We start from the raw sequence: 16,389 nt of genomic DNA, 5'->3' as shown, positions 1-16,389 counted from the left end.
AATTATAGAAGAAAAACTTCTCACGAAGTATTACGTTTTATAGGCAGACAAAATACATATAGAATTGGTAAAGAGAAATTCCTATACCCACCTCGATGGGATATGAACAAAGGCAATAACTAGTAGAATTTTAGGAGGATTCAATGTCATGATCAAAACGACTACATTTTACCGAAATATTGATGATCCAGATAAATTTCAAGCATTTTATGATAGTATCATTCCAGATATCCATGCATTACCTGGGATTATCGAAACAAAAGTTACAAGAATATATGACGAAAACCAAGACGGAATACAATTGATATTAGATACCCTTTTTGAACAGAAGATGCAATGCAGCATGTATTATCTTTACCCGAAGCAACAGAGCTTATGAATAAAGTAAATAGTAGTTGTGTTTCTGATTTCTACTGGTTTATTGCACAAGAACAATATACAGATTTACAAAAATAAGATGTATGCCATCATTTTTAAGTTCTTTGACAACTTCATACGGCTAAAGCCGTTGGATTCTTGGGACGATAGCCTCATGACTATTTCATTACCAAGCTAACCCCGTGCGCCCCACGGTTTATGTTTGTTGATTTCTTCTTTGCCGCGAGCAAACTTGGTTTTCGTCTGTCACGACTATACATATATTACCATGGGAATGTTTGTTTGTAAACTTGCTTTTTTCCAAGGATTGAACGAGGGTAAGGAATATTCCTTACCCTCGTTCAACGCTCGCTTTCATCCCACGATTTAAACCGTGGGTTTTCTCGCTCGCAATGTTATAATATATGAATTATTTCGCCCCCAAATGAGCTACATATACCGAGGAGGCTTTTTATTGTATCAGTTACTCTAGAATGTATAGAGACTTTCCAAAAACGGATGTATGAATATTCCAAAAATCAAGACAATTGTTTTTTTATTTCAAACCATTTGGCTGCTTCAACAGCAAAAGGATCTTCTGCTGGACGAACATCTTCTGGAAGCTGTATGTCATGATAACTCGTCCACCACGAACTTATTTTACTCTCATAATAAGGCACTTCCCATGCCAGTTCCTTCCCATTTAAATCAATCCATTTTGCATAAAAAGAATTCTCCTTAATTCCTTCTATTGTCGTAAATTCGTCTATATATGATCTCATAATCCCTTTTCCTACTATCTTATCTAGTTCTAAAAAATAAACCATATTATCTATCGAGTTTTGGTAGGAAGGGAACGTAATATAATCAACTGGACAATAAGCAGAGTAGTCATGGTGAATTGCGGCAATAGAATGGCTGTTACTTCTAGCGACATACACTAATCGTTCCAAATTTCGGGAAACTTTCTCTTGTATTTGTTTATGATTCCTCACTTTCTGTTCAAGCTCTTTCGCAAAGCTTTTCGTTTCTGAGGATGAAGCGTTTTCATTTAATATTTTATATATCATTTTTGTAGCATCAAAATATAAATTTTGAGATTTTCTTTGTTTCGCTCCATTTAAATAAACTTTTTCATCCATTTGGATAGGTTCCATAATTTGCTTAAAATCCATATAAGAGACAATAAAATCTGCCATTTGCTCCAAATTTTCATTTTTCATTTGATTTCGCTCCATTAGTGTTCCTTCTATTTTGTGTTTCCTTCATAATCAAATATTAAAATTTATAATTCTTATAATATTTTATAATACTTTTCTTATATATTTGCAATAGGTGTATTCTATTAAATATAGTTACTAAAATAAAAAAACCATCTTATCGATGGCTAAAGTGGTCATACTCATGTTTTTATATAAAGGAAAATATCAAATTCCAACCAATGGACGATATTCTGGTTTCCACATAGCTGATTGAACAGCATGTAAAACATCTTCAGGATGCCTTTTCGCGACACCATCTGCAATCGCTGTTTGAACAACACGTATTGCAACTGCAACAGATACTTCTCTAAGTTTCTCAACTGGAGGTAGTAACGAAGAGCCCAGCCCTTTCATTTCTACCATATCTGCTACCGCTTCTGCTGCTGCTGCCAACATGTTGTCTGTCACTCGCACCGCTTGCGATACAATTGTACCTAATCCGATCCCAGGGAAAACAAATGCATTATTGGCCTGACCTATTTCATACGTTATTCCTTTATAGGTTACTGGGTTAAAAGGACTGCCAGTAGCAATCAAGGCATTTCCTTCTGTCCAATGAATTAAATTTGCTGGTATAGCCTCAGAAGAAGCTGTAGGATTAGACATTGGCAGGATGATGGGATGATCTGTATAAGCAGCCATCTCGCGAATAATTTCTTCTGTAAATGCACCACCTACAGTAGATGTTCCAATCAAAATCGTTGGATGTACTTGTTGAATGACTTCAGCAAAAGAAATAATACTATTTTCTTCCTGACTCCAGTTCGCTACTTCTTCTGTGGAACGAGCAAAAGGTCGTTGAAAATCTGCTAAACTGTCCATATTTTCCACTTGTAATCCAAATCGATCAACACACCAAAATCTGCGATTAGCTTCTTCTCTAGACATACCATTACGAACCATTGCATCTCGAATTTGTTCAACAATCCCAATACCTGCTGAACCTGCGCCAAAGACAACAATGCGATGCTGTGCCAATGGAATACCAGATGCGCGAACAGCGGACAATACAACCGCTAAGGAAACAGCTCCAGTCCCTTGAATATCATCATTAAAGGTACAGATTTTATGTTGATATCGTTCTAAGATTGGGCGTGCATTCGGCTGAGCAAAATCTTCCCAATGTAGCATAGCATTGGGAAACATTCGATTAGCAGTTTTGACAAACGCATCAATGAAAACATCATAACGTTCTCCACGTATTCTTGGATGTCGTCTCCCAATGTATAATCGATTATCCAGTAAGCTTTCTCGATTCGTTCCAACGTCCAAAATTACTGGGAGAACCCGGCTTGGATCTATGCCGCCAGCTGCTGTGTATACTGTAAGTTTTCCGATGGCAATATCAATACCCCCAATTCCCCAGTCGCCTATGCCGAGAATTCTTTCTCCATCGGTAGCGACAATCAAATCAATATCATCTGGGTTCAATCTTAAATTGCGGAATGCTTCTTCAATTCTATCTGGTACATCAATAGATAGATATATTCCATTTGGACCGCGATAAACTTGACTGTACCGTTGAATTGCTAGTCCGATCGTTGGTGTGTATACAATTGGCAGCATTTCGCTAATATGCTCAGAAACTAAACGGTAAAATAAGATTTCATTTCTTGCTCGTAATAAACTCAGATAAACATACTTACTAAGATCATCTAACTGTTCTTTAAACTGCTCATAAGAACGAGCTACTTGCTCTTCAATGGTCAATACTGCTGGAGGGAGTAGTCCATTTAACCCTAGTGATTCACGTTCCTCCAATGAAAAAGCTACCCCTTTATTTAGCCTTGGAGATTTTAAAATACTGCGACCGCGTAGTGTTGTTTCTTGCTGATCATACATATTAAAAGCTCCTCCAATAAAACCTAGTTTATCTATGAATATGATCTTGTCATCCGTCCTCTAAAAATCAACAAAAGTATGAGAGAAACAATACACGATTTTTGTAAGGTTACAGATGATATTATACGAAGGTACTTTAGGTCAAAAGAATATACTCTCCACCAGTAACCAAATTATAGTTATTTCACTCACACCATTTTGGATTTTCAAGAAAACAAAGAAGTACTGTGTACTGGTTGAACTTTTGCCTCCGGGTTCATAAATGCTTTCGCATTGTTTACAGCTGTAGCTGCTTCGCCAAAACCAGTTACAATGAGTTTGATCTTTCCATCATATGTGCAAATATCTCCCGCTCCATAGATCCCTTGTATATTTGTTTCTTGTCTTGAATCGACCAATATAGCGTTCTTTTCCATGTTTAATCCCCAAGATTTTATTGGACCTAATGAGGAAACAAAACCGTAACATACAATCACTTCGTCTACATTTACTATCTCTTTTGTTTTATGCTTAGTGTGCTCCATTACGATTTGATTTATCGAATTATCACCAATTAATTCTGTGGGCACATAAGGCGTTTTTATTTGCACAGATGACTTTTTCAATAATTCGATACTATGCTCATGTGCTCGGAACTTATCTCGGCGGTGAATCAGTGTCACTTTTTGGGCAAGGGGTTCTAACATTAGCGCCCAATCAATGGCTGAATCCCCCCCTCCAAGGATGGATACCTTTTTATTTGTAAATCGACCGATATCCTGAACAAAATAGTGAAGATTCGCAGGTTCGAATGTTTCTGTTTGATCTAATATAATTTTTCTTGGTTGAAATGCACCATTTCCAGAGGTAATTATGATCGTTTTTGAGTAATGAATAGCTTGATTGGTTTGAAGTTGAAAGATTCCATCCGATTTTTTCTCTACTTTTTCTACAGTTTCTTCTAAACAAATCGTAGATGGGAAAGGCTCCAACTGTTTGATTAAACCCTTTACCAAATCTTCTGCTTTCACTTTTGGGAAACCAGCAACATCATAAATGTATTTATCTGGATACAGTGCTGTTAATTGTCCTCCTAATTGTGCGAGACTCTCTATTATTTTGACCTTCGCTTTTCGCATACCCGCATAAAAAGCCGCAAATAATCCAACCGGACCTCCACCAATAATGGTAATATCATAAATCTCTTCATTCACTGCCATAATCTTTCCACCTCTCTACTCTAATCATCAATTTTGATGGTAGATGAGTAATCTTTTGTCTATGACATATAACTTTGTATTTCTTCCAAAGTGCTAATAATCTGAGCTTTGCTTCTATCTTATCAAAACCAGATGATAAGATTACACTCCCAACCAACAAGAGAAAAGCGAGTAACTCCATAACTAATAACACGCATTCTTTCCATACATTTTAAAAAGAGAGGATGTCGTTTATTAAAAATACATCACTCCATTTATGTGGTGGGAACAGTCAGTTGTTATTATTTTTTCATTATGAATCATCATTAATCCAAGAGCAAAAGTTCATAGATTGCCCGATCCTTACCATGTCCCTTAAATCCAGTAACTACAGATACTCCATGAATTATCTTATCCCCTGCTGTGTTTTGAAATCCAAAAGAGCTCCAAAGTGCTTGTGCAGCTGTATTCTCTGCCTCTGATGTTAACCACAAACGAACACAATTCCATTCGATGGCTTTTTCATGAATTTTTCCCATTAACCTTTTCGCAATTCCTTGGTTGCGGTGATCTGGATGCACAAGTAAATCTTGAATATAAATTTCATCGGGATTCTCCTGACTTCGAAAAGAGATAAGCACACCTATAATTTGTCTGTTGCTAAGCATAACAAGACATGTCGAAGCAAACAATTGAGCATAAAGCCAATAATCCGATTGGGCCCGGGTACGAACAAACGGGGAACCTAGTTTCATAAATCGCTCTAAGTCATATATCAGATCTTTGTTAAGTGGAGTAATAATCATTGCGATCCTCATTCTTTTCTTCTTATTATTCACAACTACGAAAAACAGATCATAGATATTTTTTATAGTGCAAGTCTATCTAGGCAGTGAATATGTGTTCCATATTCAGACACTATTTACAAATAAATAAAAAAGAGCTGTAGAAAACACAGTTCTTTTTTATTTATTAAAGCAAATGATCATACATCTTTTATCATTTCATATACGATTGTCTTTGTTTTGACCACCTGTCAGTAATGTATTGAGTTGTTCCAGTAAACTTCCTCCGCCACTTAACGATATATTACCGATTTTATCACATATTTTCTCTAAAAATTCCAATTCCTTCAGTCTATAAAGCGTTTGGTTTTCTTCCATTAATTTCGCAGTGTTAAGCAAGCTTCTTGTAGATGCAGTTTCTTCTCTTCTTGTAATTACATTTGCTTGGGCTTTTTTCTCTGCAATAAGTACTGTATTTAATATTTCTTTTATATCTCCTGGCAGGATTACATCTTTTACACCAGCGAATAGAAATTCCACACCAAAATCACTGTTCTTTTCTTTTAGTTTTTGTAATACATAGTTGCCCACTTCTTTTTTTTGCAATAACAAGTCATCTAATTTCATTGTTCCAATATATTCTCTTAAAATTAACTGAAGTATAATATAAATTTGACCTTCAAATGACTTGATTTGCACTACCTTTAGTGGATCAACTATTTTGTAATGACAGACAAAGTTAAGTCTCATAGAGATTTTATCTTCAGTCATGATTTCCTGCCCTGTCATATCCATTTGCTGTTGTCTTAAATCAATATTTACTACTGTCACTTGAACAGGACTCTTCCAAAAAGCATAGATGCCCGGTTCAAGAACTTTCTGTATAACATTATTATAATAAAGAATACCTCTCTCATGATTCATCACTTGATGATAAGTGACATATTTGGACAGACATGGATGGCTATAAATCGAAACATCAATTTTGGAATCGATTACAGGATTTCGTCGATCTACAACGATAAAATCATGTTTTTTCAATATATTCCAAAATGCATGTTTCCCAGCATTTATTACATCCGCAACTTTCCCATCTTCCAGATGAATCGCAAATTCGTGATCTTTCATATCAATAACAGTCAGTTCTTTTTGCAATTCTGGATCTTCCAAGTAAATATTAATATTTTTATTTATGGGATCAAATGGTTGATTCACATCAGCTAAAATCACTTTATATTTTTTAAATGGATTCAAAGTATGCTTTCCTGGCTGTAGACATTTTACATAGTTTCCATCTTTGAAAAGCAAACCTCTCTCATCATTTTTTATCTTCACTTTAAACATTACACATCACCCCAAAAATTAGAAACCTTCTAGAAATTCTTCTGAAATATTAGCGGAGTGAAACTTAAGGACAAGTTTTTTATTTACTGTTACAGTTCATTCCACTTAACTTGACTGAATAGGTGTAACTTATAAAGTAAAGGGAAGATGATTCACTATAAGAATAAATTCATCTTGTCCGGTATCCATTTCACTACAAGGATTCTATTTCAGCGCCCCTGCCATCTATCACAGATGCATAAGAATTTTCTAGAAAGGTTTACATAGAGAGTTATATTGACCAATATGGTTACCAAAACCATCGGGGATTCGAACCCCATTTATAGCCATAGCCGAATGCTCTACCCCTGAGCTAATCACCTATGCGGTGATAGAGGTTTCGAACCTCTGACCTTTCGGTTAACAGGTGTTCTTGCTTTTCAGGCATACCTTTGAATCAATGAAAAAAGGCACCGTTAGACCGTTTGGAGATCTGAAACAAATGAAAAGAGAACTGTTCAAGTATATAATAAAAATCAGCAAGCGAATAGAGAAAATTAATGCAATTGGGAGAATAGTAATTAAGAATCGAAAGTTGCAAATCTCCACAAGTAAGGTAAACTCTCGCTTTTTTGTTCGTAAAAATAGACGACCTGCTAACATCTGTAGACATCAACAGATCGACTATCCCAGTTTTTTCATGATTATCAGGAAAACACGATTACCAGATTGTTTAAGATACAGGTGAAGGAAAATTCATTGCCCACGTTCCACGCTCGCTTTCATCCCATAATTAAACCTGTGGGTTTTCTCGCTCACAATGATATAATTTAGCAATTGACAAATCACATAGTAGACACCTATACTAACTACAAACACATGAAAGCGCAATCATATGTAGGTATATTAATCGGAAAATATTTGCATTTTCTTAAAAAACTAGATTAAATCATGCTTAATGGTAAAAATTAAATAATGGGACTGTTACTGTTAATCAGGCATGACCGCAAAATCGATTTGAGAAAAATCGTTTTTTCGGTCTTTTTGTTTCTTAGGAGGTGATGGAATGAGGGTTATTAAAAAAATTAATAATAATGTCGCTCTAGCGATCAACGAGAAAAAAGAAGAGATACTTGTTGTCGGTAAAGGATTAGGCTTTAAAAAAACTCCCTATGAGATAACCGAAGATGACATTGTAGAAAAAATATATGTTTCACCTAAAAACATTAAAATGTTTGATTTGCTGAATGATATTCCTATCGAAGATATTTATTTAGCAGAAGAAATTATTAAAGTTGGAAAAAAAGTATTATCAAAAGAACTTAATCTCAACTTAATTCTTACCTTATCCGATCATATCAGCTTTGCAATTCAAAGAAGCAGAGAAAATATACCAGTAAAAAGTCCCTTAGAATGGGAAGTGAGAATATTATATCCTGAAGAAACAAAAGTTGGTATCCAAGCCCTTGAAATCATCCAAAATAAAACAGGTATCCTATTGCCAAAAACAGAAATAACTTTTATTGCCCTTCACTTTATAAACGCTCAGCTCGGGTCTGGTGAAATGAATGAAACAACAAAAATCACAAAAATCACAGGCGAAATTTTATCTATAATAAAATATTACTATAAAATGGATTTTGATGAGAATACACTTTTTTTTACAAGATTTGCAACCCATATTCGCTATTTTATTATGAGACATATGGCTGGACATGAACTAAAAGGAGAAAATGAAACTCTTTTTCAGATGGTCAAAGAAAAGTATCCGATCGAAATAAAATGTGTAGAGAAAATACAGACATTCCTACACACCAATTACAATTGGTACTGTTCCAATGAGGAGAAGTTATACTTAGTTTTACACATTCAAAGACTCTCACAATCAAATACGTAATGGACTGTTACTGATTCGATCAGGCATGACCAGAATAAGTGTATTCTCACTTGTTTTGGTCATTTTTTATTTTCAATTAACCCCTTTTTTCGATTGCACAACGAATCCAATTTGATACATCACAAAGGAGAAGAACACCATGTCCGAGAGAAATCTAGCTGCAAAAATAATAAAGCTGATCGGCGGGGAAAGTAATATTTCACAACTAACTCATTGCTCCACTCGGTTACGATTTGTTTTAAAGAACGATACAATAGCTGATCTCCATACTCTTGATACATTAGATGAGGTTTTAAAAGCCCAAAATAAAGGTGGGCAACTACAAGTTGTAGTTGGTGACAAAGTAGAGTCTGTTTATGAAAAAATTCTAGAATTAACGCATATAAACAACTTGAATGACACAGAAAAAAACAAAAAAAGATTCTCGATCAATCAACTATTTGAGACCATTGCAAGTATTTTCACACCTTTATTACCAGCTTTAGTGGGATGCGGTATGGTCAAATGTATATCTACCATTCTCACCGCTATGAAATGGATCGATCCAAAATCAGGCTTTATTACCATCTTCGATATGATCGGAGACAGCATTTTTTATTTCTTACCATTTTTCTTAGCAGTAAGTGCCGCACGAAAATTTAAAACGAATGAATATTTAGCATTAGGTTTAGCTGCAGCTTTACTGCACCCTGTCATTTTGGATGCAGCGAAAGAAATAGCAAAGACTGGGATCAAATCAATAGACTTTTTAGGATTACCAATCTTATTAGTTAAGTACTCTTCTTCTGTAATACCAATTATCTTATCTGTATGTCTATTGAGCTACGTTTATAAAATGGTAGATCGAGCAGTCCCAAATTTTTTGCGAGTTATCCTTACTCCTATGATTGTATTGTTAATCATGGTACCAATCGAATTGATCATCATTGCGCCATTTGGTTCATACGTAGGCACTTGGCTGACAACAGGAATTAATGCCTTATTTGCAACACTAGGTGTTGTAGCCGGTGCACTGTTAGGTTTTTTTAAACCAATTTTAGTTATGTTTGGAATGCATTACTCTATTATGCCGATGCAAATTCAACAAATTGCAGAAGTTGGATATACCGTTTTACTTCCTAGTGCATTAGGCGCAAATCTAGCACAAGCAGGCGCTGCCCTTGCCGTATTCTTTTTAACAAAAAACAAAGCAATGAAATCTGCTGCCGGATCAAGTGCTATCACTGCTGCCTTTGGAGTTACAGAACCAGCTATATACGGTGTGAACTTAAAATATAAAACCCCTTTCTTCGCCGGGTGTGCTGCTGCTGGTATAACAGGTGGATTCTATAGTTTGGTTCATGCAAAAGGAACTGCAATTGCATTACCTGGGTTATTAAGTCTTTCATCATATGAAGCGGACAAATACATCTATATTATCATTGGCTGTGTCATGGCAATTGCGCTCGGGTTTTTATTCACGTTAGCTGTTGGAATTAAAGAAACAGAGAAACCAGACACAGAGAAAGAAAAAAACTATACCGATCAACCAAAAAAACAAGTATTTTCCATCATGAGCCCTTTGGCAGGAAAAATCAAAAACTTATCAGAGGTGAATGATAAAACATTTTCACAGGAACTATTGGGCAAAGGAATTGCTGTCATTCCAACAGATGGAAAAGTATATGCACCTTTTAATGGTACAGTGGATGCACTCTTTAAAACAAAGCATGCAATTGGCTTAAAATCTGATTCTGGTGTAGAAGTGCTCATCCATATTGGATTAGACACTGTAAATCTCGATGGCAAATATTTTACTAGTTATGTAGAACAAGCACAAAAGGTGAACCTAGGAGATCTATTAATCGAATTCGACATAGAAACGATTAAGAAAGAAGGATATGACCTCATAACTCCAATCATCGTGACAAATAGTGAGCACTATCTAGCTATTCTTCCTTCAACAAAAAGCACGATAAAAGAAAGACAGGAATTACTAGAAGTTAGGAACTAATAGAAAGAACAGGGTGAAAAAAATGACAACAGGTTTTCCAAATGGATTCTTATGGGGTGGAGCATTATCAGCATGTCAAGCGGAAGGAGCTTATAACGAAGATGGTAAATCATTGACCATTCCAGATGTTATGAAATTTAATGCCAAAAATGATCGCAAAATCACAAAACAAATGCAGATTACCATGGAGATGATTCAAGAAGCAAAAAAAGATTCGGATACTATCAAATATCCCAAACGCAGAGGAATCAATTTTTATCACACTTATAAAGAAGATATTGCACTGTTTGCAGAAATGGGATTCAAAGTGTTTCGTTACTCGATATCTTGGGCTCGCGTCTTTCCAAATGGTGACGATGCTAAACCTAATGAAAAAGCATTGCAGTTCTACGATTCATTAATCGACGAATGCTTAAAACACAAAATGGAACCATTGATAACGATATCGCATTTTGATATGCCTATTGTGCTAATTGAAAAATTTGGCGGCTGGTACAATGACAAATTAATTGAGTTGTATAAAAACTATTGTGAAGTACTTTTTAAACGGTACACAGGAAAAGTAAGATACTGGGTGACCTTTAATGAAATCAATATGAGCGTGAAAGCAGGAGCAAAAACATTAGGTATTATAAATGAAGGACAAAAGAACTATGAAGAAATGTTGTTCCAAGGTCTCCATCATCAATTTGTAGCTGCTGCAAAAGTAACTAGCCTAGCACATCGTATAGATCCACAAAATAAAATCGGCAGCATGGTGGCATATTTCACCACTTATGCATACACTTGCAAACCAGAAGATGCATTGCAAATGCAAAGCGATGATCGAATGAAAAACTTATTTTACCTAGACATATTAAATAAAGGGGAATATCCCTACTATGCAAAGACATACTTCAAAAAACAACATATTCATTTAAACATTCGAGAGGAAGATTTAAAGACGATAAAACAGAATCCAGCAGATTTTATAGGAATGTCTTACTATAACTCCATGATTTCCAGCAGTGATACAACACAATTGAAATTGACTGCTGGAAATGTTCACAGTGTATATAAAAATCCACATTTAAGCGAGAATGAATGGGGATGGCAGATAGATCCTCTTGGATTGCGCTATACCTTACATTTGGTTTATGGCCGTTACCAGCTGCCTATCTTTATCCTAGAAAATAGTTCTGGTTTTATCGATACATGGAATGAAGACGGTACGATACACGATCCATATCGAATTGATTTCTTAAATCAACACATCCTGCAAATAAAAATTGCGATTGAAGAGGGTGTAGACGTCATTGGTTATACTATGTGGGGACCCATCGATATGATAAGTTCTTCTACCTCCGAAATGACAAAACGCTATGGATTTATATATGTAGATCAAGATGATTATGGATATGGTTCAATGAAAAGAGTGAAAAAAGATTCTTTTTATTGGTATCAACATGTTATCGAAACAAATGGTGAGAAAATTTAAATCCGATAGTTGAAAGTGGCAATCATACAATCATTTTTGCCACTTTCAATCATTTTTTTATCATATATAACTATTTCAAGGAGGAGAGAATGGATATTTTAAATAAAATAAAAAAAATTCCAGCTGGACTACTCATTGTACCTATGCTTGTTACTGCAACAATAAATACATTTTTTCCTCATCTACTAAAATTAGGAAGTATCACGCATTCTATCTTTACAAATTCAGGGACAATGACTTTGATTTCTATGATTTTATTTATTTCGGGAAGCCAATTTAAATTATCGCAAATAAGTGCTACCTTAAAAAGAGCAGGAGTCTTAACTATATCTAAAATTATATTAAGTTGGATGTTTGGTTGGTTATTTGTCAAATGCTTTGGTATCAATGGTTTTTTTGGAATCTCTTCCATCAGTTTTATTGCAACGATAACCAGCTGCAATCCGGGATTATATCTAGCATTAATGCATGTCTATGGTGATGATGTAGATGAAGCTGCATTTGGAATCTTAAATCTAATAGCAGTTCCTGCTATCCCGATTATGATTTTAAATACCACAAGTGGAACAGGCATCGATTACGTAAGTATTTTAGATACCATACTGCCCTTTCTACTTGGTATGCTACTAGGAAATATTGATTCCAATATCCAAAAGATGTTTTCTCCAAGTACTATGATTCTATTACCTTTTTTAGGAATGAGTTTTGGTTCTTACATTAATTTAAAGATTGCTTTCCAATCCGGTTTCTCAGGAATTCTCCTGACCATAATGTTTCTAATTATTTGTATGCTGCCATTGATATATTTAGATAGATTACTGTTAAAAAGACCGGGTTATGCAGCAGCAGCAACATGTTCTGTTGCTGGAATATCTCTTGTAGTACCTACCCTTGCTGCAAACATAGACTCTGCTTATAAACCATATATCAATTTGGCAACAGCTCAAATAGCCTTAGCAGTAATACTGACTTCTATTCTTTCTCCCTATATCACAAAGGCAATTGCTAATCAGCAACAAAATAGGGACAAAGGTCTACTATAAATAAGCATTTGGATTTCATCTGTTTGTTAAAAATGGAAACTTGTACAACTCACTCAAACGAATTATCGAAAGGACAAAAAATGTCAGGCTTGTGAGAGAAGAACATCACCCCTCCCTCGCCTGACGCGAGCTTTCATCCCCATAGCTGAAGCTAGGGGGATGAAAGCTCGCAAAAGATATAAGTTTCTCACTCGCATTTAGCCTTACGGTTCTTATATGTATGAAATACACCTCTCTTACTTTCTATCTAATGCTTTAAACTGCTCTACTTGTGATTGAATCGCAACTTCGGTAGCTAAACGTTCAATGCTAGATGCCCCAAAAAAACCAGCGATTCCATTTGTCAAATCAAAAATTTTTGCAACATCGGTTGGTTCTGCAATGGGACCACCATGACATAAAACTAGTATCGTTGGATTTATCTTTTTGGCTGAATCATGGATAGCTTGAATTCGTTCAGCAGACTTTTCTAATGTCAAAGCGGTTTCTGCACCTATCGATCCCTTTGTAGTCAAACCCATATGTGCTACTAAAACATCTGCACCAGCTTCAGTCATCGCAACGGCTTGTTCTTCATTAAAAACATACGGACATGTGAGCATATCAAGTTCATGTGCTTGATGAATCATCTCTACTTCCAAGTCAAAGCCCATACCTGTTTCCTCTAAATTTTGACGAAAAACTCCATCAATTAAACCAACAGTTGGAAAGTTTTGTACTCCATCAAATCCCATATCTCTTAATTGACGTAGAAAAACAGGCATTTGGCGAAAGGGATCTGTTCCACAAACACCAGCTAGAACGGGAACAGACTGTATAATTGGTAAGACTTCGCTTGCCATGTCGACTACGATTTGATTTGCATCACCATATGGCAATAGACCTGCAAGTGACCCACGTCCTGCCATTCGGTAACGGCCAGAATTATAGATAATAATTAAATCTGCTCCTCCACACTCAGCAAATTTTGCAGAGATGCCAGCTCCCGCACCGCAACCAATAATAGCTTTATTGGATTTTATGGTAGCATGAAGTCTATCTAAAGATTCTTCACGTTTCATGAATGGCATTACTAATCCCTCGTTTCATCTTCTAAAAATTCGAGCAATTTTTCTGTTATCCTATTAGAAAATTCTTCATCATTTATGTTGCAATCGATTTCATAAACAGGAATATTATTTCGAACTTTATCCTTTATTGTCTGGAACAAAGCATCCATTGCTTCTGGATTCCAAAATTCTCCGCCTGGTGAATCTAATTCAGAAATACCTCTTAAAGGAAGAAAGACGGCAACAGGGCCAGTGGCTTGATTTAATTTTCTAGCGAAAAGAGAACCTATCCGTTGATTTTCATCAGGTGTTGTTCGCATTAAGGTAACATTTGAGTTCCATTCATAGAGTTGGCGGTTTCTGAACTTTTCGGGGACCGTATTTATCCCCCAAAAATTAACCATATCTAGACATCCAGGAGCGACCACTTGTGGTATTCCTTTTTTAGCTGCAGCATCTAAACGCGTTGGACCTGCACTTAAAACACCGCCAACCAAATAATCCGCCAATTCTGTTGGGGTTACTTCTAATACTCCTCTTATAAATCCTTTTTCAATAAGGGACTCCATCGTTTTTCCACCTGTACCTGTTGCATGAAAAACCATGACTTCAAAATTTTTTTCTTCTAACTGGCTTTTACATTTACTCACCAGTGTTGTTGTATTGCCAAACATGGAGGCTGTGATGATGGGTTTGCTATCTACTTTGGGTACACCAGTCTGCACCATGCCGATAATCGCTCCAACAGCGTTTGCATATATTTGTGCACTAACACGATTTAAACCAGATACATCTAAAATGGAAGGAAACATCACCACATCACTAAATCCAATATACGGGGCTGTATCTCCAGAAGCAACGGTGCTTACCATAACTTTTGGAACACCAATCGGAAGTGCTCTTAAACCAGCTGTACCAATGATAGTTCCATTTGTACCACCCATCGAAAACCCAGCATCAATTTGGCCTTTTTCAAATAAAGCTTTCATGATGACAGAGATACCTTTTGTCATCACATTCATCGCAAACGATTTATCTCTTCGTTTTCTTAGTTCCTCTAAAGTAGAACCACCAGCACGAGCTACTTGGCTAGCGGTAATATCAGGCTCCACTTTTGGTTCTCCTAAAACTCCAGTATTAATGACAAGAGCACGATAACCTCTCTGTTCGATCTCTGTTTTAATAAAAGCGTAGTCGCCGCCTTTGGTGTCCATTGCTCCTATTATTGCAATCGTTTTGGTCATCTATCTCTCCTCCATTCCGGATAAAATTAAATTACAGTTCGTTAAAAAAGATATTTAACTTTACCAAAAATAAATAAAACATAAATAATAATTATTATATTATTTTAGCACTTTTTTCATAAATAGAAAGAAATGAAAAATAAAATATTGTTGGATAATGACTAGAAATTCCGGAAAAATAGGAAGTAACAAATTAAACTTTTATTAAAAAAACAAAGAAAAAACTTACTTTATTCAGCAAATCCCCAATGGATTTTATTATTAAAAAAATATTTCTCTTAACTTTCATTCTATACATATAAATTATCGAGGTATCCTTATGATGAATTAAATTTTTTTCAAAGCAATGATCCTGTCATTATTGGTGTTTTCATGTACTTGTGAGTGTCTGAATTTCCTTTGCTTCTACTCTTCAATTTTAGAACCAGCTCCCATGTAACTTAACGAACAAGGGAGACACGCATTGTATAGGGCAAATGATGCGTTATCCCCTTCATTTTATACATGATTTTCCTGCACACTCATTAGTAACTCCTCCATTTTATTTCAAACAAAAAAACTTATTACCAAAGGGAAGAGATATAGTCCCATTGGTAATAAGAGATAAAAATAATACTATGAAAATTAAATTAATCACCACCACAATCACAGTCTCCACAATCTCCGCAATCGCCACATGCTTCTCCGCTGAGAAAACCACAGCTGCCACAAACGAGGTAGTTTCCGCAATTATTGTCATCATCATGATGATGGTGGTGGTGATGTCCATGATGATGGTGGTGATGTCTTCTTCGCCAAAAAAACATAGGAATTGCCCCGGATAATAGTAAAATGGAAGCCCCTTCTACTAATACACCTCCAAACAGAAAGTGTACTCCACTAATCATGAGAATGAAAAAAATTATTAACGAGAGAAAGAACAATGGTATTCTCCTTTCC

At 35.6% G+C, this 16,389-nt stretch carries 13 protein-coding genes; 5 read left to right on the top strand and 8 right to left on the bottom strand.

Annotation, left to right across the window (positions count from 1 at the left end; all coding sequences use genetic code 11):
• The first annotated feature begins 148 nt into the window (after window positions 1-148).
• Entirely contained in the window at window positions 149-379 is a 231-nt protein-coding gene (locus AC5WOC_RS01730) for a hypothetical protein (RefSeq protein WP_496053669.1), read from the top strand.
• Window positions 380-896: 517 nt separating this feature from the next.
• Here the strand turns inward: AC5WOC_RS01730 and AC5WOC_RS01725 are convergent.
• The 5 genes from AC5WOC_RS01725 to AC5WOC_RS01705 all read right to left on the bottom strand — a co-directional run bounded on the left by AC5WOC_RS01725 (window position 897) and on the right by AC5WOC_RS01705 (window position 6,768).
• Entirely contained in the window at window positions 897-1,595 is a 699-nt protein-coding gene (locus tag AC5WOC_RS01725) for a hypothetical protein (RefSeq protein WP_496053668.1), read from the bottom strand.
• 189 nt (window positions 1,596-1,784) lie between these two features.
• A complete protein-coding gene (locus AC5WOC_RS01720; RefSeq protein ID WP_496053667.1) occupies window positions 1,785-3,461 on the bottom strand; it encodes an NAD-dependent malic enzyme in 1,677 nt (558 codons plus the stop codon).
• A gap of 206 nt (window positions 3,462-3,667) precedes the next feature.
• Window positions 3,668-4,660 (bottom strand): NAD(P)/FAD-dependent oxidoreductase, encoded by a 993-nt coding sequence (locus AC5WOC_RS01715; protein ID WP_496053666.1) that lies wholly within the window; start codon window positions 4,658-4,660, stop codon window positions 3,668-3,670.
• A 305-nt stretch (window positions 4,661-4,965) separates the two neighbouring features.
• Window positions 4,966-5,445, bottom strand: a complete 480-nt coding sequence (locus tag AC5WOC_RS01710) for a GNAT family N-acetyltransferase (protein WP_496053665.1) — start codon at window positions 5,443-5,445, stop codon at window positions 4,966-4,968.
• 198 nt (window positions 5,446-5,643) lie between these two features.
• Window positions 5,644-6,768, bottom strand: coding sequence for a slipin family protein (locus tag AC5WOC_RS01705; protein ID WP_496053664.1), 1,125 nt, complete (start codon window positions 6,766-6,768; stop codon window positions 5,644-5,646).
• A gap of 1,045 nt (window positions 6,769-7,813) precedes the next feature.
• On the opposite strand from AC5WOC_RS01705, the gene AC5WOC_RS01700 reads away from it, so the two are divergent.
• The 4 genes from AC5WOC_RS01700 to AC5WOC_RS01685 all read left to right on the top strand — a co-directional run bounded on the left by AC5WOC_RS01700 (window position 7,814) and on the right by AC5WOC_RS01685 (window position 13,157).
• Entirely contained in the window at window positions 7,814-8,644 is an 831-nt protein-coding gene (locus AC5WOC_RS01700) for a PRD domain-containing protein (protein ID WP_496053663.1), read from the top strand.
• 139 nt (window positions 8,645-8,783) lie between these two features.
• Window positions 8,784-10,637, top strand: a complete 1,854-nt coding sequence (locus tag AC5WOC_RS01695; protein ID WP_496053662.1) for a beta-glucoside-specific PTS transporter subunit IIABC — start codon at window positions 8,784-8,786, stop codon at window positions 10,635-10,637.
• Window positions 10,638-10,650: 13 nt separating this feature from the next.
• Window positions 10,651-12,114, top strand: a complete 1,464-nt coding sequence (locus AC5WOC_RS01690) for a glycoside hydrolase family 1 protein (protein ID WP_496053661.1) — start codon at window positions 10,651-10,653, stop codon at window positions 12,112-12,114.
• Window positions 12,115-12,203: 89 nt separating this feature from the next.
• Complete coding sequence (locus AC5WOC_RS01685; protein WP_496053660.1) at window positions 12,204-13,157, top strand: 2-keto-3-deoxygluconate permease; 954 nt, start codon at window positions 12,204-12,206, stop codon at window positions 13,155-13,157.
• 236 nt (window positions 13,158-13,393) lie between these two features.
• On the opposite strand, the gene AC5WOC_RS01680 is transcribed toward AC5WOC_RS01685, so the two are convergent.
• From AC5WOC_RS01680 to AC5WOC_RS01670, 3 genes are all read right to left on the bottom strand, one after another.
• Window positions 13,394-14,218, bottom strand: coding sequence for a phosphoenolpyruvate hydrolase family protein (locus AC5WOC_RS01680; protein WP_496054143.1), 825 nt, complete (start codon window positions 14,216-14,218; stop codon window positions 13,394-13,396).
• An 11-nt stretch (window positions 14,219-14,229) separates the two neighbouring features.
• Window positions 14,230-15,450: a Tm-1-like ATP-binding domain-containing protein gene (locus AC5WOC_RS01675; protein ID WP_496053659.1), complete on the bottom strand. Its 1,221-nt coding sequence runs from the start codon at window positions 15,448-15,450 to the stop codon at window positions 14,230-14,232.
• A 629-nt stretch (window positions 15,451-16,079) separates the two neighbouring features.
• On the bottom strand, window positions 16,080-16,373 hold the full coding sequence (locus AC5WOC_RS01670; RefSeq protein ID WP_496053658.1) for a hypothetical protein: 294 nt from the start codon (window positions 16,371-16,373) through the stop codon (window positions 16,080-16,082).
• Window positions 16,374-16,389 lie beyond the last annotated feature (16 nt).

The organism is Shimazuella sp. NTD247 (assembly GCF_059510415.1).
The sequence above is the reverse complement of the archived record's forward strand: the minus strand, read 5'-3'. Positions and strand labels throughout refer to the sequence as shown.